The organism is Bradyrhizobium sp. i1.15.2 (assembly GCF_040548425.1).
Taxonomy (GTDB): Bacteria; Pseudomonadota; Alphaproteobacteria; order Rhizobiales; family Xanthobacteraceae; genus Bradyrhizobium; species Bradyrhizobium canariense.
This window is the reverse complement of sequence record NZ_JBEPRQ010000004.1, coordinates 226,956-247,327: the sequence shown is the minus strand read 5'-3', so window position 1 is coordinate 247,327 and position 20,372 is coordinate 226,956. Positions and strand designations below refer to the sequence as shown.

The window sequence follows — 20,372 nt, the reverse complement described above, 5'->3', positions numbered from 1 at the left end:
CCCCGATGAAGAAGATCCACACCAGCAAAGCCGTCTTCGCCGTGTTGTTTCTCGCGGTGCTGGTCGGCCATTTCTGGACCATGATGCGGTGGAATGAGGCGCGCGGCGTCTATGACGACATCTGCTACCTCAGGCAGGCGCATCTGTTCCAGAGGTTCGGGCTGGTGGAGGGCTTCGACACCAACCTCGGCCGCGACGACGATGGCTATCAGAAAGCGAAGCTGAAGGAGATCGGCTACCCGGACTGGAACGATACGACCGCGGCGCCCTGTCACAATCTGATGCCGGCCACGGGGAAGGTCGTCATTCAATATCCGCCGGGTGTCGGCCTCGTGTTGGCGCTGTTTCCGCCAGGTCACCAGGTCGTGCCCATGTACATGCTGGCGACCATTATCGTGCTCGGCTTTGCGCTGTTTGCGCTTTCTCTCGCGCGCAGCATGCGGTCGGTCCTGATGGCCGGGACGTTCGGCTGTCTTGCGATCTACCTGATGGTCAATCCGGTCAAGGCGAGCTATTCGATGGCCCCGACGGTCGTCGTCTGCGCGCTCGCGGGATGTCTCACGGCGCGATGGCTGGCGAGCCCGCGATCTCAACCGAGGATTTGGCCGCTGGCGCCGATCGGTTTCCTGCTCGGACTGACCGTCGATTTCCGGTTGGCCAATCTCTTCCTGGCGTCCGGCTATGGCCTGTTTCTCCTCGTCGCGTTCCTTGCGGAACGGACGTTGTCCCGGTTCTTGCAGGGGCTCGTGTTCGGCCTCGCGTTGCTGGCCGGCGTGATCCCGACCATCGTCTCTTACGCCGTCAACGCCGGCAGTCCGTTCGCGTCGACCTACGGCAACAACCCCGATGTCAGGCCGCTGGATTTTTCGTTCGCGGTGGTCCGGGACTATCTCGCCGACCCGCTCCAGACCTTGCTGATCGTCATCGGAATTGCAGGCTCGATCTGGCTGTTGCGGCAGGCGAACGGCATTCGCCGTGTCGCGCTGCTCACGTTGGCCAATCTGGCGCTCAACCTCGCCTTCTTCTTCACCTATCCGATCGCGACGCCATACTACACGATCCCCATTTCTCTCCTGACATTGTGGACCCTGCTGTTCGCCGTGCTGTTTCGGGAGGCGGCAGAGGCTTCCCCCGATGCAGCCACTCTAGCCGAAGCGCGATGAGCTCCGGCTAGCTATCGCGCTTTCAGAACTTGAAGTTCGCAAACGCCCGCACGCCGATGCCGGGCATCAGCACCTCGTCCTTGGTGTAGGACACCGAGTTGCGGATGTTCTCGTTGAGGAGATTGTTGCCGACGATACCCGTCGTCACCTCGCGCGCACCGAACCAGTTGCGGTCGAGCTTGGTCTTGTAGCTCACCTCGGCTTTCAACAAATTGTAGCCCGGTGTCGGCGTCTCCGCGATCACCGCGACGTTGTTCTGCGCGAAGGCGTGCAACAGATTGACGCGCATCAGCCAGTTGTCGTCGCGCCAGAACACGCCGCCGCCCAGCCGCACCGGCGGAATGCGCGGCACGTTGGTGCCGTCGGTGAAAGTGGCACGGACCACGTCGAACTGGTTCTCGATGCCCCAGATGCCGCCCTGGAATGCTCCGACATCGAGCTGCGACTGGAATTCGCCGCCGCGGAAGTTCGCGTCCCGCTGCGAATAGACCGCCTGGTTCACCTCGGCGCCGGGCGCGCCGCACGAGGCAAAGTCCTCGTCGCACATCACGCCGGTGAGACGGCGATAGATGAAGTTGTTGAAGTGCGTGTAGTAGACGGTCGCCTCGAACCGGAACGGCCCCGTCGCCTTGCGCAGGCCGACCTCGACGGACTTCGCCGTCTCGATGACGAGGTTAGGGTTGCCGATGTCGAAGGTCGCGGTCGCATCATGCGCACCGCGCGAGAACAGCTCCGCCGCCTTCGGCGCGCGCTCGACATATTGCGCGGTGATGCTGCCGACCATGCCACCCGGCAGGTCCTGCAACAGGCCGATGCTGCCGCTTTTCGGCGTGAAGGACGGATTGCGCGAGATCGCCGCCTGCGGCGTGCCATCGGGCAGGAAGTCCGCGGGAAAATCCGGCGTCGTGCCGTGCAGCTCGACATGCTCGATGCGGCCGGCGATCTGCGCCCGCGTCGCGTCCGTGAACTTGAACTCGTTGAAGGCGTAACCGGCAACGCGCGTGCTGTTGTTGGGATCCCACAGGCCGTTGAACAGCGTGCCCGGATTGTCCGGGCTCGGCGCGCTCAATTCCTGATGGCCGACCTGGAAGCCCAGCGCCGTCGTCACCTCGGCGAAGCGCGCGTTGAATGGCATCAGCTGCACCTCGGTGCGGATCTCCTGCTCCTTGTTGGTGAAGGTCTGCCGCACGCCGTCGGTATTGGGATCGGCGGGATCGGCAAGCCCGATCTCGTTGTGCCGGTAGTCGGTCGCGCCGGCCCAGAAGCGAACGACATCGATCGCCGTCGCGTCGGGATGGTACTCGCCCTTGACGTTGATCTTGGTCTGGTGACCGTCGATCCGCGTGTTGTGGTCGGCGCCGTCGATGCCGGGGATGTGGTAGAGCGCATCGTTCTGCGTGATCGCCGCACCGATATAGCCGCCCTGGAAAAAGTAGGAGCCGCCGATCGAGGCGCCGTCCGAGCGCGTCGCCGAATTGGGCTGGCGTCCGTTGACGACGGGCCGGGTCTGGTCGGCGAGGTACGGGTAGCTCGGGATGCTGTAGTCGGTGGTGTTGCGCCCGTAGACGTCGGCATGGAAGGCAAAATTGCCGCCGCCGGTGTCGAGCAGCACGCCGCTTTCAACGCCACGGTCGACCGAGCTGAACGCGCTGCGCGTCTCGGCGATGACGCAAGGCGATGTCGCGGCGCTCGCGAGCGGCGCCTTGGCCGGCATGCCGTAAGCCTGGAACGACGGAGCGCAGTTCGGCAGCGTGTCGGGAATCCGGTTGTTGGTGGCGCTGACGACGCCACCGATCGAGGTCGAGCCGTAGCGCAGCGCAGCCGGCCCGCGCACCACCTCGACCTGGTTGGTCGCGAGCGGATCGATCGGGACGAAGTGATCCTCGCCGAGATCGGAGGCGCCGCCGGCATTGGTGCCGTTCTCGACGATGCCGACGCGGTTGACGTCGAGCCCCCGGATGATCGGCCGGCTGGAAGCGCCCGGCGCGAAGCTCGAGCCGGTGATGCCGGGTTTCGAAAACAGGAGATCGCCGAGCTGGCCGCCGCCCTCGCGGCGAATTTCCTCGTTCGGCACCACCGTGACGGTCGCGAACTGGTTGGTCACGATGGGCAGCACGCCCTGCTGAGATGCGGCGGGCGTGGAGGCTGCCGGCGTGGCGTCCGCCGTGCGTTCCTGGCTGCGTGCCCGCGCGGTTCGCGTGGGGCGGCCCGGATTGCGGGTCGGCACCACCGCCCTGCGTACGATGGGGCTCGGAGCCGTCACGGTGACGGCGGGGATCTCGGTCGATGACTTATCCTCGGCCAGCGCCGAGGTGGCGACGCCGATCAGGAGCAGGCTTGCTCCGCCAAGGCGCTGCGTGCGCCGCAATTTGAATGACATGGTCCTGATTCCAGTCAGGCGCCGTCCGCATGATGATCTGCTGATCGGAGGCGGCCTGCCGTCGCTGCGCGACGGAATTCGACTTCAACTGCTCCCGGGCACGCGCCTGAAAGCGGCGAGCCGAGCGTGATCAAGCGTTGTTGGAAGTCAGGACGCGGGAGGGGCGCGCGGCTGGAATGCCGTGCCGGCCGATTTCAGATGGACGAATTCGGCGTCGGTGGTGCGATAGAGCAGGTCGATCGCCTGCGGCAGCAATAACACAGGCGGCGCCGCGAACATGACGCTGCCGGCCATCGCGACCAATGCGCAGATCGCACAATTGTCCTCGCCCGGCTGTTCCCTGTCGGGAGCCGACGGCGATTGCCTCTCGACCGCGGCACGGTCGATCGACGCAACGCCGTTGCTGTCGTCGGTCTGCTGAAGCGAGGCCTGGGCGAGGGGAGCGGCCTGGGCGAACCAATGGCTGTGGCCGAACGTCAGCGCGAACTGCACCAGCATCGCGAAGATCGCGAGCCGGGCGCCGTGTCTGATATTCGACCGGAACCACTTCATCTGGAAACGCCACCCCCACATCGCGAGGGATCATCCCCTGATCCCGCGACGTTATAATGTAACATCGCCCGATCGGTCAGCGGATGTCAACCGCAGCCGCACCGACCCGAGTGGGCCGGCTCCTCGATGTGTCGTTCGGGCAACTGAAAGATCTCGGCTGAGGACCTATCGAATGGCTTACGGGAACGGCGATTGATTGACTCAGTGCCAGCGCGAGGAGGCGGCATCAGAGCTTTTTGCTCTGGAGCCAGGTGCGGATAGCCTCGATGTGTTCTGCCTTGCGCTCCAGCGGCAGCCAATGCCCTGCGGGCATGCTCGTTACGGTCAAGTCCGGGCAGGCGGAGCGCATCGGGTCACCTTGGCGATTTCCGGTGATGCTGCAGATCTGATCAAAGTCGCCGTTAACGAACAGCACCGGCTGCGACAGGCGGCCGCCACTGGGTGCCTTGCGCGCATAGGCGATGTCGGCGTCGTCGTTCAGGTACCACGCGCAGGATGGGCGGAAGCCATGAGCCTGGAACGACTGCACCAGCACCTCGAAGTCCGCCGGCGGCCAGAGAGCCGGATCAGGCTCAGTCGGCGGGGCGCGGTGCGCGGCGCCAAAGCGCCCTCCATTGCGCGTGACCATCGCATTCGGCGAAACCTTGCCGATGCCGGCGGGGTTGCCTGGCCGAAAGATCGACGCCAGCGATGCGGCCAGATCTGCATCGAGGTCGGCGACCGCCGCCTCGAAGTGCGTGGTGTAGTAACGGTAGTAATCCCATTGGCCGTCCGGATATTGGTCAACCGGATAAATCGTTCGGTCGACCAGCGGGACGACTGTGCGCAGGGCGTGCCCGTCGGGTTGATACGCCAGCGAGGTCAGCACGACGCCGCGGCTGCGCTTGGGCTGATGCGCGACCAACTGACCAACCACAACACAGCCCCAGTCGTGGCCAACCCAGATCGCAGGCTTGCCGCCGAGGTGATCATGGAGTTCGGCCATGTCTGTCACGATTTCCTCGATGGTATAGGCGTCGTTGGCTGCGGGCGTGGAAGAGCCGCCGTAGCCGCGCAGATCGGGAGCGACGCAGTGCCAACCGTCGGCGGCAAACGCGTCCATCTGAGCGCGCCACATCAAACTGATGCTCGGCCAGCCATGGACGAAGATCATCAACGGTCCGTCGGCCGGCCCGCACGCGATGTAGCGCGTTGTCTGACGAGGCGAGCTGAACGTGCGCTGGTGAAGTGTGTCTGTCATGGTCGAGTAACTCCGCTTCTCATCGAACGCTCGCGCTGTTTGGGTGCTGCGAAGGCTCCGTCGAGAACTGCTCTTGTCCGCGGGGAGCGATGCCTGGACAGGGACACGCCTGCCCAGGGCCGAGGAAGAACCGCCCCCAGATTTCACAACGCGCTACATTCGACCGAGTTCGGGGTCGAAGGCGCTATGGAGCTTCCGGCGAAGAAGTGACGATTGGATTTATCCGACTAACGGGAAGCGAAGGGACGCGCGTAAGCCGCCTAGCGCCCTTCACGGACCCACGTCGCAGCAAACGCGCCGAGCAGCAGCAATAGGCCGATCAGGCCGGCAAAGATCGGCAGCACGCCGACGCCCTTCACGACGCTGGCGTCGCGCATCCGCACGCCCATCCAGCCGTCACCATGGAAGACGCTCGCCGAGCGGACCGGCAGAATGCGCGGCAGCTCGACGCTGGCGCCGTCGACCACGCGCACGGCATCACCGCCGGTCGCCTGGGTCAGCGGCTTCAACGTCTCAGTGGTGGAGGTGACTTCCGAAAACTCCTTCGGATTGGTCGGGCCGACATTGATCAGCGCCTTCAGCGTGCCGTCGGTGGCTTGCCACAGGCCGAGCTCGCTCGCCGGCAGGCTGGCGCGCCATTCGCCGGGATCGCCGGCTGCAAGCGTCAGGTCGCGCGACACGCCCGACGGCGAGGTCACGCTCACCGGCTGAACGCTGTCCGCCATGGTCTGGCGCACCACCACGAGATTCTTGCCCTGCACCTGCAGGCGCAACGCTTCCTCGTCCAGATCAGGCTGCTTCATCAGCCAGTGCGACATCCGCCGCAACAGATCGAGATGCGGACCGCCGCCTTCATAGCCGCGCGCCCACAGCCAGATGTGGTCGGAGAGCAGCAGCGCGACGCGGCCCTCGCCGAAACGCGATAGGAACAGCAGCGGCTTGCCGTCGACGCCCGTCATGACGGGCGGGTTGACCGCATTGCGGGTCTCGACGGTGCGGAAGAAGCGGCTCCAGCGCGGCGGCTCGGAGGCCGAGCCCTCGAGGCCGCGCGTGACGGGATGGCGTTTGCCGACGTCGGACAGATGCGCGTAGAACGGCTTTTCCGTCACCCCGACGGGTTCGGCCGGCAGCACCGAATCCAGCGGCGTGCGCCAGATGCTGGTGTTGGACGCGTAATCGGGGCCGGCCGAGACCAGCACTGCGCCGCCGGAACGCACGTAGCGTGCGATGTTGTCGAAATAAGCGATCGGCAGCACGCCCTGGCGGGCATAGCGGTCGAAGATGATCAGCTGGAATTCGTTGATCTTCTGCTGGAACAGCTCGCGGGTCGGAAACGCGATCAGCGACAATTCGTTGATCGGCGTGCCGTCCTGCTTCTCCGGCGGCCGCAGAATGGTGAAGTGGACGAGATCGACGCTGGCGTCGGACTTGAGCAGATTGCGCCAGGTGCGCTCGCCGGAATGCGGCTCACCCGAGACCAGCAGCACGCGCAGCTTGTCGCGCACACCGTCGATGGCGACGACGGCGCGGTTGTTGACCGGCGTCAATTCCCGCTCGAGCGGCGAGGCCTCGATCTCGACGATGTTCGGCCCGGAGTGCTTGATGTCGACCTCGACGCTTGCGGCCTGGCCGCTCGAAAGCGTGCGCTCGTTGATGACCTCGCCGTCTCTGCGGACCGTGACCTTGGCGCGCTCGCCGCTGACGCCCTGGTCGTCGAGGCGGTAGGTGATGGTCTGGGGCTGCCCGACGATGCCGAAGCGCGGCGCCGCGATGACCGCGATACGGCGGTCGCGCTCGTCCTTCTGCCCGGTAATCAGCGCGTGCACCGGCGCCTGGAAGCCGAGCCCGGCGGCGTTGGCCGGAATGTCGTGAACGCGGCCGTCGGTGATCAGGAACGCACCGGCGACGCGGTCGACCGGCACGTCGGATAAGGCCGACGCCAACGCCCCGAACAGCTTGGTGCCGTCGGTCTCGCCGTCGGCCTGTCCGGCATCGACGACGCGGACCTCGAGCCCCTTGATCTTCTTCAGACTGTCGACCAGCGCTTCCTGCGCCTGAGCGGCCTCGCGATTGCGATTACCGAAATTCTGGCTCGGGCTTTTGTCGACGACGATTGCGGCAACCGAGGTGAGGGGATCGCGGTCCTCGCGGGTGAAGGAGGGATTGGCGAGCGCCAGCAGGAACAGCGTCAACGCGGCCACGCGCACGGCAGCGCCGCGCGCACGCGCCAGCAGCAGCACCAGCGCGATGACGACGATCGCGGCCAGCGCGAGCCACAGGACGATCGTGGGAACCAGCGGCGTGAATGCGATGCCGTAATTCATATCGATCCTATTGCCCCAGTCGTTCGATCAGGGCCGGTGCGTGCACCTGGTCGGCCTTGTAGTTGCCGGTCAGCGTGTACATCACGATGTTGGCGCCGGCGCGGTAGGCGAATTCGCGCTGGCGGGGGTCGCCGCCGGTCACCGGCAGCATGGCCTGTCCGTCGGGCCGCACGGCCCAGGCGCCGGCAAGGTCGTTCGAGGTGATGATGATCGGTGAGACGCCGTCGCCGCCGCGTGCCGGCCGTTGCGCGCTGTCGTCGTCGTCTTCCCGCGGCAAGGTCTCGACCCAGGTCTGGCCGGTGGTGAAGCGGCCGGGGAAGTCGCGCAATAGAAAGAAGGTTTTGGTCAGCACGTGCTCGCGCGGCACCGGCTCCAGCTCGGGCACGTCGAGCGAGGACAGGATCTCGCGGAGCGTCTGCATGGCGGGGGTCTGCGCGGCGCCGTTCGCGCCGGGCGGCGCTTCGACCGCGTCGCGGGTGTCGAACAGCACGGTGCCGCCCTGCTTCATGTAGGCGTCGATTTTGTTGATGGCGTCCCGCGACGGCTTGGGCGCGCCCGGCACGATCGGCCAATAGATCAGCGGGAAGAAAGCGAGTTCGTCGCGCGCCGGGTCGATGCCGACGGGATCGCCGGCCTCAAGCGCGGTGCGCTGCGCCAGGAACAGCGTCAATCCTGATAGTCCGGCCCTGACGATGGAATCGACGTCGGCATTGCCGGTCACGACATAGGCGAGGCGGGTCTGCGACACCGCCTTCATCGCGAACTCGTCGGACGCGCTGTCCGCGTGCGACGGTGTTGGCATGAACGAGGCGAGGCTTGCGAGAACCAGTCCGAAGACGATCATCGCGGGCGCGGCGCGGCGGCGCAGCAGCGCGGCAAGACCGCCGCCGAGCACCGCGACGATGATGGCGTCGATCAGGAACAGCGCGAGCGCCGTCGACAACAGCCAGCCGCGCAAGTCCTGCGGCTCGGCATTGGTGTAGGTGGCGTGCCGCGCGCGCAGGCTCGCGGTGTTCAGGGCTGCGATACGGTCGGCGCTGGCAAGCGTGTTCACGGCGAGCGGTCCTTCTGCCGGACCATAGAAGCCCGGCGGATGATCGGGTGTGGCGCGGTCGCGATAATCCGCGGGCAGCGGCTTGGCGGCGGCCGGCGGCGGACCGAAGGCGCCGAAGCCGTCGAGGATATGCAGCGGCGCCACCGTCTCGGCGCTCGCCTCAGTGGCGACGCCTGCGCCCGGTTTGGCGGTATAGCCGGACATGTCGACGACGCGCCGCAGGATTTCGACGAAGGTGCCCGACATCGGCAGATCCGACCAACGCATGTCGGCGCTGACGTGGAACAGGCTGACGACGCCCTTGCCGCGATGCTCGCCCGTCACCAGCGGCGTGCCGTCTTCCAGCGAGGCCCAGCTTTTGGTGGCGAGCACGGCGTCGGGCTCGGCCAGCACCTGGCGGCTGATGGTGACGTCCTTGGGGACCACCACGCCGGCAAACGGACCATCGGCGGCAAAGGAGGCCAGATGTTGCGGCTTTTCCCAGGTCAGGCTGCCGCCGAGCGTCCGGCCGCCCTTGCGCAGCTTGACCGGGACGAGATCGTCCTCGGCCTGCGCCAGCCGCGGACCGGCGAACCGCACCAGCACGCCGCCCTGGTCGATCCAGGCATTGAGACGCTCGCGGATTTCAGGGGCGATGGTGCCGACATCGGCAAGGATGATCATCGGCAGCTTCTGGTCGAGGAACTGCGTGATGCCCTGCTGCGGCGAGCCCTTGTCGGCGAGCCGCACGTCGGCGAACGGCGCCAGCGCGCGGGTGAGATAGAAGGTCGGCGCCAGCAGCGGCTGCGCGGTCTCGCTGGTCGAGCCCGAGACAATGCCGATGGCGCGGCGGCGCCAGCGCTTGTCGAGCAGTTGCACCGCGCCTGCGGAGCGCTCACCGGCAATTTCCAGCCGCGTGATGTCATTGCGCAGCTCGACCGGCAGATCGAACGACGCTTCGGTTTCCTTGTCCTGCGGGCCGAACGAATAACGCGCTTCGCCGATCGGCGAGGCCTTCTGGTCCAGCGCGCGTACGGTGCCGATCGCGATGCCGCTGTCGGTGCGCAGCACCTTCACCGTCATTTTGGCTGCGGCGTTCTCGGCCGCGACCAGGGCCAGCGGCGACGAGGTACCGCCTTCGAACACGGTCAGGCTGCGATCGCCGATGGTCTTGCCGAGGCCCGCCACGAATTCCTCGCCGCGACCGGTGTCGACGCTGTCGGAGAGCCAGGCGATCTCGCAGTCGCCGGTCGCTTTCAGGAAGCGATCGATTGCGGTCAGGGTCTCGACGCGGTCGATGGAATACGGCTTTGGCGTCAGCTGCCGCAACGCGACGCGCGCGGCGCCCGCCGGCATCAGGGTGATATCGCGGTTCGGCTCCGACAGCGGCACCAGCGCAATCGCGCGGCGGTCGTTCTCGGCACTGGCGATCAATTCGTCGGCGGCCCTGATCCTGATGTCCCAGTTCGAGGCCGCGCTCCAGCCGTCGTCGAACATGATCATCAGCGGCGCCTTGCTGGCGGCCGCGCCTGTTTGCGGATTCCAGATCGGGCCGGCGGCGGCGAAAATGACCAGCGCCGCGGCCAGCAGCCGCAATGCGGTCAGCCACCACGGCGTCCGAGACGGCGTCTCTTCACGAGGCGCGATGTCGAACAGCAGGCGGGTCGGCGGAAACTCGATCCGGCGCGGCCGCGGCGGCATCACCCGCAACAGCCACCACAGCACCGGCAGGCTGACGAGGCCGATCAGGAGCAGCGGTTCGGTGAAGGCGAGCGGCAGTCCCATCATGCTGCCGGCCCCGCCTTGATCGTCGTGGTGCGGGCGCCCGACTTGCTCACCTGCATGCCGGCGTGGAGGAACAGCAGGAGCTCGGCGGCCGAGCGGTCGGTCGCATGTGTCGTGAACAGCCAGTCGAGCTTGTTGGTCTCGGCGCGGATCTGGTCGCGGTGCAGCGCGAGCCGCGCGGTGTAATCCTGCGCCCAGCTCTCGGCGCGGCCGGCGGTGATCACGCCGAACCCTTCTGGCTCGACGAACTCGACGCGGCCGGAATAGGGGAATGATTCCTCGGCGGGATCGACGACCTGCACGAGCGTGCCATGCGCACCGGAGCCGGACAGGCCGCCGAGCGTGGTCCTGATCTCGGAGATCGGCGACCAGAAGTCCGACAGCACGATCGTCTCGGCTAGCGCCGCGGGCACGAAGGACGGCGGCAGGCTCAAGCGGTCGGCATCGTCATGCAGCATCGCCTGCGCCATCTTGTCGATGACGCTGCGGCTCGCGGTCGGTGCCATCAGCCCGGGAATGCCGACGCGTTCGCCGCCGGAGACGAGCAACTCGGCCAGCGCGAAGGCGACGATCAGCGTCCGCTCGAGCTTGGATTCGCGCGCCTGTTTTGAAGCGAAGGCCATCGAGGGCGAGCGGTCGGGCCAGATCCAGACCGTGTGCGAGGCTTCCCATTCGAGCTCGCGGACATAGAGCAGATCGTCGCGCGCCGATCGCCGCCAGTCGACGTTCTGCGACGGCTCGCCGGAGACGAAGCGGCGGTACTGCCAGAAATTTTCGCCGGAGCCGGCGCGACGGCGGCCGTGCAGGCCGTGAATGACGTTGGCGGCGATACGGCGGGCCTCGAGCACCAGGCGCGGCAAGGAAGCTGCGAGCGTGCGGCTTTCGCCATCGGCACGTCGGATCGCGATGATTTCCTTTACTGCGTGCCCGTTCTCCGCCGCCATCAACCGATCCGTGTCTTCAATTGCCGGATCACGTCCGGAATCGTGCGGCCTTCGGCGCGCGCCTGGAATGTCAGCGCCATGCGGTGCTTCAGCACGGGCTCGGCGAGGTCAAGCACGTCGTCGATCGAAGGCGCGAGGCGTCCGTCGATCAGCGCGCGTGCGCGCACCGCGAGCATCAGCGATTGGCTGGCGCGCGGGCCCGGGCCCCAGGCGATGAATTTGCTGGTGTCGCCGCCGTCCGGACCCGGACGGGCCGCGCGCACCAGCGACAGGATCGCCTCGACCACGGAATCGCCGACCGGCAGGCGCCGGATCAGTCGCTGCGCGGTGATGAGTGCGTCAGGTGTCATCGCGCCCTTCGCCAGCGTCTCGTCAGCGCCGGTGGTCTCGAACAGGATGCGGCGCTCGGCGTCGCGGTCGGGATAGTCGACGTCGATCTCCATCAGGAAACGGTCGAGCTGGGCTTCAGGCAGCGGATAGGTGCCTTCCTGCTCCAGCGGATTTTGCGTGGCGAGCACGTGGAACGGCTTCGGCAGGTCGTGACGCGCGCCGGCAACGGTGATGTGCTGCTCCTGCATCGCCTGCAGCAGCGCCGACTGCGTGCGCGGGCTGGCGCGGTTGATCTCGTCGGCCATCAGCAGTTGCGCGAACACGGGGCCGGAGATGAAGCGGAAGGCACGCTTGCCGGAGGTGCTCTCGTCGAGCACTTCGGCGCCGAGAATGTCCGACGGCATCAGGTCGGGCGTGAACTGGATGCGCTTGGCATCGAGGCCGAGGGTGATGCCGAGCGTCTCGACCAGCTTGGTCTTGGCGAGGCCGGGCACGCCGATCAACAGCGCATGGCCGCCGGAGAGGATCGTGACCAGCGTGTTCTCGATCACGCGATCCTGACCGAAGATGACGGAGCCGATCGCCTCTTTCGCCGCGCGAATCTGGCTCGACACCTGCTCGGCCGAACGGACGATTCCGTCTTCGAGCTTCTCGACACTCTCCGCCATCCGTTAGCTCCTTCAGCCTGCCATGCAGCTCGCTTGCGTCGTCATGTCGTCACGTCCTCAACTCAAGACGTGGGCCCTATGCTAGACTTGCAGGAAGGCCATGTATTCGTTGAATTAACCTATCCCCACCTTATCGGCTTAGGGATATGTAGGGCATCACGAAGTGGCGACCTCCACACCGGATGAATCCGGGGTGGAACCGTGCACCGGCATACAACGTAGACTTACAATTCAGACTTGCACCGATCGTGCCAAATGACAAAGTCAGGGCAAACCATGGCGAACCAAGGGCAGAGCGCCGATCGCGGTCTTGAGGGGCTGACTGCCGCTGCCAAAACTGCTGCCGATGCCGAAGGCGCCAAAAAGGGCCTGCCTCCGGTGCATTTGTGGAATCCGCCGTTCTGCGGCGATCTCGACATGCGAATCGCGTCCGATGGTACTTGGTTCTATTTGGGGACGCCAATCGGCCGTCATGCCTTGGTTCGCCTGTTCTCGACCATCCTCAAGCGCGAAGGCGACAAGCATTTCCTCGTCACTCCGGTGGAGAAGGTCGGCATTCGCGTCGACGACGCGCCGTTCATGGCGGTCGAGATGCAGAAGGACGGCGAGGCCAACCATCGCGTGCTCCGCTTCCGCACCAATGTCGACGACTGGGTCACCTGCGATGCGGCGCACCGGCTGCGCTTCGAGCAGGCCAGAGACGGCGGGCTGACGCCCTATCTGCACGTCCGCGCCGAGCTCTGGGCCAAGGTCACCCGCGCGCTCTATTACGATCTTGTTGACATGGGTGAGGAGCGGATGGTCGATGGCCAGCCGATGTTCGGTGTCGAATCGGCCGGCGAGTTCTTCGCCATGGCCGATGCGGAGCAGGTGAGGGCCGCGCTTTGAACAAGCCTATCTCCAGGAACGATCCCGCCGTGATCGGTGCGGCCGATTTCTTCGCCCGCTCCTCCGCGCGGCTCGGCTTCGACGTTCCGCCCGGTCTCTACGATCCCAACATCATTCCTGCCTCGGGCGATCCCGGTACCGACAAGATGCTCGAGATCATCGCGCGCGAGCAGCCGGTGCGGCCGGCGGCGGTCCTGATCGCGGTGGTCGATCATCCCGAGCCGACCATCCTCCTGACGCAGCGGTCGGCGCATCTGAACGACCATGCCGGCCAGATCGCCTTTCCCGGCGGCAAGATCGACGCGACCGACCGCTCGCCGCTCGATGCGGCGCTGCGCGAGGCCGAGGAGGAGGTCGGGCTGTCCAGAGACTTCGTCGAGCCGATCGGCTATCTCGATCTCTACGGCACCGGCTTCGGCTTCCGCATCCTGCCGACGGTTGCCAGGGTGCGCCCGGGTTTTGAGCTGACGATCAACCATTCCGAGGTTGATGATGCGTTCGAAGTGCCGCTATCCTTCCTGATGAACCCGGCCAACCACCAGGTGCACAGCAAGGAATTCCGCGGCATGGAGCGGTCCTACTACGCGATGCCGTTTGCCGAACGCTACATCTGGGGCGCGACGGCCGGCATGCTGCGTGTTCTCTACGAGCGGATCTATTCGTCATGATCCGGCCGATCCTGACCGAGATCGGAATCTTCCTCGTTCCCTTTGCCGTCTATGCGCTGTTCCTGGCCGCCACGCGTTCCGGCCTGTTCGTGCAATCGTCCTGGCCGACCACCATCGTCGCGCGTCTCATGCTGGCGGCGCTCGTGCTGGTGATCGCGGGGCTGATCGGCTTTGCGCATTACTCCGGCGCTGCGCCGGATTCGACCTATGTCCCCGCCCATGTCGAGAACGGCAAGCTCGTGCCGGGCGTGGAAAGATAGGGCCGGCCGATGAGCGCGGTGCCCATGCTCGCCGATGCGCCCTGGCTGATTTCGGGCGGGACCGCGCGCGTCCTGCAATTGCTCAATGCGGATGGCGAGGAGGCGCGGGTTGTCGGCGGCGCCGTGCGCAACGCGCTGCTCGGCCTCGTGCCCGGCGACATCGACATCGCGACCACGGCGCTCCCGCACGAGGTGATGCGGCGCGCCAAGAGCGCCGGCATCAAGGCCGTGCCGACCGGCATCGACCACGGCACGGTCACCCTCGTCATCGACAGCCAGCCTTACGAAGTCACGACGCTGCGCGAGGATACCGAGACGTTCGGCCGCAAGGCCAAGGTTGCGTTCGGCCGCGACTGGGTGAAGGACGCCGAGCGCCGCGACTTCACGATGAACGGGCTCTCGGTCGATGCTGACGGCGTCGTCCACGATTATGTCGGAGGCATCGCGGATGCGGCCGCGCGGCGCGTGCGCTTCATCGGCGATCCCGACCAGCGCATCGCCGAGGATTTCCTGCGCATTCTGCGCTTCTTCCGCATCCACGCCGCCTTCGGTGCCGGCGATCCCGACCGCGACGGCTATCTCGCCTGCATCCGCGGCCGCGCCGGACTTGCCAGCCTCTCGGCCGAGCGGCTGCGCATGGAGACGCTGAAGCTGCTGGTCGCCGGCGGCGCCTCTGCCGCCGCGCTCGCCATGGCGGACGGCGGATTGCTGCAGGCGCTGACCGGCGGCGTCGTCTATACCGGGCCGCTCTCGGCGATGATCGCGATCGAGCGCGAGCTTGGCCTCACCGCAAGCAGCACGCGGCGGCTCGCCGCGCTGACGGTCGCGGTGACCGAAGACGCCAAGCGCGTCGCCACGCGCCTGAGACTCTCCAATGCGGAAACCAGGGCGCTGGATTCGATGGGGCATCGCTGGTGGCGCTTGGCCACCAAGGGCGAAGCCGATGCGCGGCGATTGCTCTACCGGCTCGGTGCAGAGCGCTATCACGATCGCGTGTTGCTGGGCTGGGCGCGAGCCGGCGGTGACGTCGGCTCGTCGCGATGGCGGGCGCTCGCCGAGCTGCCGCAGCGCTGGACTGCGCCGAAATTTCCGCTTCGCGCCGCCGACTTCATCGCGCGCGGCATGGCGGAAGGACCCGCGCTCGGACATGTCTTGACGCTCGCCGAGGACGCTTGGCTTGCGGCGGATTTTCCCCTAGAGCAAGCCGCACTCGCTTCCATCGCCGATCAAGCTGCGGCACGAATCAGCCGCGACGAGAGAACGTGACCATCGTCTCAGGCTTTGCCGACATCTCGATCTTTCAGCTCCTGCTGGTCGCGTTGATGGCGTTGTTTGCTTCGATCATCGGCGGTCTCGCCGGCTACGGCACCGGCGCCTTGATGCCGCTGGTGCTGGTCCCTCTCGTTGGCGCCGAGCCGGTGGTGCCGATCATCGCGATCTCCGCGATCTTCACCAATTCCAGCCGCGCGCTCGCCTATCTCCGCTATGCCGATCGCCGCCGCGCGCTGATCGTGCTGGCCTGCGCGGCACTGACGACCGCGCTCGGCGCCTACGGCTATACGCGGCTGACCAATGCGGGCGCGGCACTCGTGATCGGCTCCATGCTGATCCTGAGCGTGCCGCTGCGCCGTGTGCTCCGCCGCCGCCAGGTCAAGATCGGCGACACCGGTCTTGCGGCCGGCTCGGTCGGCTATGGCGTGCTGGTCGGCGGCACCTCCGGCTCCGGCGTGATCCTGCTGTCGCTGCTGATGGCCGCGGGCCTCGAGGGCGCCGCCGTGATCGCGACCGATGCCATGATCTCGCTCGGCACCGGCCTCATCAAGATCTCGGTGTTTGGACTGGCCGGCGCCGTGACCGCGCAGGTGCTCGCCTTTGCACTTCTGATCGGCGCCATCGCGATTCCCGGCGCGTTCTTGGCCAAGGCCTTTGTCGAGCGGATGCCGGTGCACATCCACACCGCGATCCTCGATGTCGCGGTGATCACGGGCGGGCTGGTGATGATTTCGGCAGCGGCGAGGCAGCTCATCTAACGCCGCCAGGTGTCCCGCTGCGGGTTGGGTTACGCCGCAGGTCTAGTGTGAGGGACTGCAGTCCAGTTCCTTGATCCTGCCGGCGGCGTCAAACGCCAAAAGTGCACTCATCACACCAGCACTGGTGATGTACGAGATAATGGTGCGGTCGTTCTGCGAGGGATTGAGATCATCCAACGTGCCTGCCGGATATTTTCGGAGGCGATCGACCCAATAGGCACGAAGTGCCTCGCGGCCGGTAATGGTTTGGACACCGGCGCAGCCGCAGTGCACAACGGCATCTTCGGCATATAGCTCCAAGATCGCCTCGATATCGCCCGCGCGATAGGCATCAAGCCAGTCAACCGCAACGGCCATCGGGTCAAAGGACATATTTTTCACTCGCATGCCGTCCAAATCTGCTTCAGGCTCTGGAACTGCCGAGCCTTTTTTGATTTTAATATCCCACCCGGGCACGGCCATATGGCGAACGACATAGAGGACCGGGCCGAGGGCAAGATCGATGTTGGACGCGTCCGCCAGGCAGGGGATACTCAAGCCCATCCGGCTTGTGATCGTCGATCCACAGCCGATCGTTTTGCAGGGACTGAGGTCGGTTCTCGGGACGCAGCCGGACTTCGACGTTGTCGCATCGTCCAGCGATCGGACAAGCTGCCTCGAAGCAATTCGAAAGCTGACACCCGACGTCGCGCTTCTTGCCGACAAGGTGCCGGATCTGACGGCCCCCGAGATCCTCGCGATCGTGAAAGCTGAGAAGCTCTCCACGCGCCTGGTGTTCTTCACCGAGTCCGACACCGACCACGATCTGACGTCCGCCATCGCAGCCGGCGCCTGCAGCGCAATTTCCAAGTATGCCTCTCCCGCCACGATGCTGCGATCGCTGCGGCTGATGACGAAGAGCGGTGTGGCACTGGAGAAGTCCGATCTCTCGGCAGCCGGCAAGGAGGTGGACGGCGACGGCAAAGTCGAAAAGATGCTGGAGCTGTTGACGCAACGGGAACGTCAAATTGCACGGCTGGTGTCGGAAGGACTGTCGAACAAGGAGATCGCGCGCCAGCTCAACGTTTCCGACGGGACGGTCAAAGTCCACTTGTACAATATTTTCCAAAAGCTTGAGATCACCAACAGGACCGTGCTCGCGACCATCGCATTGCTGCAGCGCCCCTCCGGCCTGGCCGCGCTCTCCCTGGCGTTTCTGGCGTTGGCAATTGCGGACGAACTCAAGGCGTCCGAAGCGAACGACATCTTTCCGGATCAGAACGGCGTCGGCCATGCGGACGAGCACGCCGCGTACGAGCCCTGGAAAAAAGGCATTCTCCGGCACCTCATCGCCTGGGAATCCGGCGAGACGCCCACGCTCGCCCAGAGAGACTTGTTCGCCAAGGCCGCCCAAATCACCAACCCGGCGACGGCAATGGAAGCGCTGCGCGCGGCCGAGCAATCCGGAGGCGCGAAAGCCTGGACACACTACGGTCCTGCTGGATCGAGCACGCCCGATCTTTCTGGGCTCTTGCCGCGAGCAGCAAACGACATACAGGTCGGAGTTGACCCGGCCCCGGAACATCAATTCCCGCGGCTTCTTTCAAATGCGATGTCGATGCAGGGCGGGTATGGCAACTTCGCTATTCTCGCCGGTGCGTTGATCTACGCACTGCAGGATCCCCATCTCGCCGCGCAGGCGCATGACCTCCGTGAAGCGTCGATCGACAGCATCCTGGCCGTTACTGAAGAGAGTGCGACCACAAAACTGGCCGCGATCACCCATGCTGCCGCCAATCATGACGACAACTCAGCCCCGGGTTTCCTGTCGCACGATGTCCGCCTGTCTTCCGCCGTTGCGACCGCTGGACACGACGACGTCGCGGAAGGCGCTCTGGGCCAAAAGGGCCCGGGCGATGCGAGTGACAACCTCCATAAACCCGTTGGCGCGGACCTTGGTCACGATGCCAGTATCGGCTTGGGCGGCAACGTTGAAAAAATTGTTTATCGCTCCCCGATCGATTCCGTGTCTAACGATTCCAAGTCGACCGCTTCCGACACCGTGTTCGATTTCGCATCTGGGTCGAGCAGGATCAATCTTGCGGCTTTCGGAGCGCTTGCTTGGCTGCATATGACGGCGGCAAGCAAGTCTATACCGCCACATACACTCGCCTGGGTCTACGACTCCGCAAGCAACGAAACGATCGTCTATGTGAATGCGACCGATCGTATCCTTGATATCGGCGATCGCGGCTTGCTGGAAATTCATCTGGAGGGAATTGTAGCCGTTGCGGAGGCGGATGTCGTCTCCGAGCCAGATGGCGCGGCTGTCGCGACCACTTTGGAGCAGCTCGAAGCCGCGCTGATACCGGCGACCGCACCCGATGAGGCTGTTTCGAGCAAGGACCATGTCCAGACCAGTATCGAGGGGGGCGAGAGCACGCTCGGGACGGCCGGAGCCTGGGCCCTTCTGGCCAATAACGGCTCGGGTTTCCATTTCGGGCAGACCCGGACCGGCTTGGGAACGCCGTCGAAGTTCGAAACCTCCACGGACCCGTCCGCGGATGCAACGGAAGAGATCGATGGTGCGTCTGCCGCGTCGGCTCACGGATCATCCATCGAGCTTGCTCATAGTGCCACAGCGCCGGCAGTCGCAAATGTCACGTCGCACAGTGGCCCGACCGACACGGGCACCGGCGTTTCGTCGATTGCACCCAACGAGATCGGCCAACCGAGCGTCGTAACTGCCGACAACGCGGGGCACGGCAACTCGCAGCACGCTTTAGAGCCAGGGTCTGCAAAGGATGCAGCTACCGAATCGACTGAAGCTGGCTCCAAACCGGGCAAGGGCGACGACAATGGCGCCGAGCATCACGCATCGGCTTCGGAAGCTCCGGGAGGGGCAACGCAGAAGGCAGAACCAGCGGGCGCGGAACACGGTAAATCCGGGCACTCAACCGCTGCAAGCCCGCCGGACGCAGCAGAGATCGATCGGGGCGTCGCAACGGCCGCCGGCGCGGGCCACGACAACTCGCAGCACGCATCGGAGCCAGGGTCTGGAAAGGCGGCAGCTACCGAATCAACTGAAGCTGGCTCCAAACAGGGCAATGATGGCGGCGATCATCATCACGCTTCGGCTTCTGACGCTGCGCAACCACCAGCGACGACGGCAGAACCAAGCGGCGCGGAACACGGAAAATCCGGGCACTCAGCCGCTGCAAGCCCGCCGGACGGAGCAGAGATCGATCCGGCCGCCGCAACGCCCGCCAGCGCGGGCCGCGGCAACTCGCAACACGCTTCGGAGCCAGGATCTGCAAAGGCGGCATCCACGGAATCGACTGAAGATGGGGCCAAAGCGGGCAACGCGGCCGACCGTGGTGCCGAGCATCACGCTTCGGCTTCTGACGCTGCGCAACCACCAGCGACGACGGCAGAACCAAGCGGCGCGGAACACGGCAAATCCGGGCACTCAGCCGCTGCAAGCCCGCCGGACGGAGCAGAGATCGATCCGGCCGCCGCAACGCCCGCCAGCGCGGACCACGGCAACTCGCAACACGCTTCGGAGCCAGGATCTGCAAAGGCGGCAAGCACGGGATCGACAGAAGATGGGGGCAAACCGGGCAACGGCGCCGGCGATGGCGCCGAGCATCACGCTTCGGCTTCGGATGCTGCGGGGACCATGAAGACGGCAGAACCAGCCACCGTGGACCACGGTAACTCGCAGCACGCTGCGCAATCTGCAGCAATCGCATCAGACGACGCACACCCGGCCAAGGCTGCGTTCGAAATCGGCGGCGCAGACCAAGGACCGGTGTTCCGGTTCGATAGCGGACCAACTCCTTCTCCTCTCGTCGCGATAGTTGAGGTTAAAGAGTTCAATGATCCGCTCGATGGGCACGTTCCGCCCAGTCAGGAAGAGAGCCTCGGGTTCAACGCCAAGCTCGTCCCTCATGCACTGAACGGACACGCGGACGATCACGGCAATAACGGCGCGCATCAAGCCATTGTCCCTGCGCATCATGATCTGCTGATTTGAACCGCTGCATCGTCATTGACCGAAAATGGCAACTGTCACCGCAGTACAGGTCTCAGGAACACGACGCCGGATCAGCCTCATTGAGCGGAATT

General features: G+C 65.5%; 15 protein-coding genes. 7 read left to right on the top strand and 8 right to left on the bottom strand.

Going from position 1 to position 20,372, the window contains the following annotated elements; all coding sequences use genetic code 11:
• The first annotated feature begins 5 nt into the window (after nt 1–5).
• Nucleotides 6–1,163, top strand: a complete 1,158-nt coding sequence (locus ABIB80_RS11000; protein ID WP_354127394.1) for a hypothetical protein — start codon at nt 6–8, stop codon at nt 1,161–1,163.
• A 22-nt stretch (nt 1,164–1,185) separates the two neighbouring features.
• Here ABIB80_RS11000 and ABIB80_RS10995 read toward each other — a convergent pair whose 3' ends face one another.
• From ABIB80_RS10995 to ABIB80_RS10965, 7 genes are all read right to left on the bottom strand, one after another.
• Entirely contained in the window at nt 1,186–3,543 is a 2,358-nt protein-coding gene (locus ABIB80_RS10995; RefSeq protein ID WP_219684486.1) for a TonB-dependent receptor, read from the bottom strand.
• 147 nt (nt 3,544–3,690) lie between these two features.
• Nucleotides 3,691–4,095, bottom strand: a complete 405-nt coding sequence (locus ABIB80_RS10990; protein ID WP_219684487.1) for a DUF2946 domain-containing protein — start codon at nt 4,093–4,095, stop codon at nt 3,691–3,693.
• Nucleotides 4,096–4,321: 226 nt separating this feature from the next.
• Nucleotides 4,322–5,335, bottom strand: a complete 1,014-nt coding sequence (locus ABIB80_RS10985; protein WP_219684488.1) for an alpha/beta fold hydrolase — start codon at nt 5,333–5,335, stop codon at nt 4,322–4,324.
• Between the two features lie 260 nt (nt 5,336–5,595).
• Entirely contained in the window at nt 5,596–7,659 is a 2,064-nt protein-coding gene (locus ABIB80_RS10980; RefSeq protein ID WP_219684489.1) for a hypothetical protein, read from the bottom strand.
• 7 nt (nt 7,660–7,666) lie between these two features.
• Entirely contained in the window at nt 7,667–10,480 is a 2,814-nt protein-coding gene (locus ABIB80_RS10975) for a DUF4159 domain-containing protein (protein WP_219684490.1), read from the bottom strand.
• Nucleotides 10,477–11,421, bottom strand: coding sequence for a DUF58 domain-containing protein (locus ABIB80_RS10970; protein ID WP_354127393.1), 945 nt, complete (start codon nt 11,419–11,421; stop codon nt 10,477–10,479). The genes ABIB80_RS10975 and ABIB80_RS10970 overlap by 4 nt, the downstream gene beginning before the upstream one ends.
• Nucleotides 11,421–12,419 (bottom strand): AAA family ATPase, encoded by a 999-nt coding sequence (locus ABIB80_RS10965; RefSeq protein ID WP_007595083.1) that lies wholly within the window; start codon nt 12,417–12,419, stop codon nt 11,421–11,423. Before ABIB80_RS10965 ends, ABIB80_RS10970 begins: the two co-directional genes overlap by 1 nt.
• 276 nt (nt 12,420–12,695) lie before the next feature.
• Here ABIB80_RS10965 and ABIB80_RS10960 point away from each other — a divergent pair, with 276 nt between their 5' ends.
• From ABIB80_RS10960 to ABIB80_RS10940, 5 genes are read left to right on the top strand one after another with little or no spacing between them, the layout of a single operon-like run.
• The gene (locus ABIB80_RS10960) at nt 12,696–13,307 is read left to right on the top strand and encodes a DUF1285 domain-containing protein (protein WP_219684492.1); all 612 of its coding nucleotides are present in this window, start codon (nt 12,696–12,698) and stop codon (nt 13,305–13,307) included.
• Nucleotides 13,304–13,975: a CoA pyrophosphatase gene (locus ABIB80_RS10955; RefSeq protein ID WP_007595081.1), complete on the top strand. Its 672-nt coding sequence runs from the start codon at nt 13,304–13,306 to the stop codon at nt 13,973–13,975. Before ABIB80_RS10960 ends, ABIB80_RS10955 begins: the two co-directional genes overlap by 4 nt.
• On the top strand, nt 13,972–14,235 hold the full coding sequence (locus ABIB80_RS10950; protein WP_007595079.1) for a DUF6111 family protein: 264 nt from the start codon (nt 13,972–13,974) through the stop codon (nt 14,233–14,235). Before ABIB80_RS10955 ends, ABIB80_RS10950 begins: the two co-directional genes overlap by 4 nt.
• 9 nt (nt 14,236–14,244) lie before the next feature.
• On the top strand, nt 14,245–15,501 hold the full coding sequence (locus ABIB80_RS10945) for a CCA tRNA nucleotidyltransferase (RefSeq protein ID WP_354127392.1): 1,257 nt from the start codon (nt 14,245–14,247) through the stop codon (nt 15,499–15,501).
• Nucleotides 15,498–16,265, top strand: coding sequence for a sulfite exporter TauE/SafE family protein (locus ABIB80_RS10940; RefSeq protein ID WP_354127391.1), 768 nt, complete (start codon nt 15,498–15,500; stop codon nt 16,263–16,265). The genes ABIB80_RS10945 and ABIB80_RS10940 overlap by 4 nt, the downstream gene beginning before the upstream one ends.
• Nucleotides 16,266–16,307: 42 nt before the next feature.
• Here ABIB80_RS10940 and ABIB80_RS10935 read toward each other — a convergent pair whose 3' ends face one another.
• Nucleotides 16,308–16,802, bottom strand: coding sequence for a nuclear transport factor 2 family protein (locus ABIB80_RS10935; protein WP_354127390.1), 495 nt, complete (start codon nt 16,800–16,802; stop codon nt 16,308–16,310).
• On the opposite strand from ABIB80_RS10935, the gene ABIB80_RS10930 reads away from it, so the two are divergent.
• Nucleotides 16,768–20,280 (top strand): LuxR C-terminal-related transcriptional regulator, encoded by a 3,513-nt coding sequence (locus tag ABIB80_RS10930; RefSeq protein WP_354127389.1) that lies wholly within the window; start codon nt 16,768–16,770, stop codon nt 20,278–20,280. The genes ABIB80_RS10935 and ABIB80_RS10930 overlap by 35 nt on opposite strands.
• The last annotated feature ends 92 nt before the right edge of the window (nt 20,281–20,372 follow it).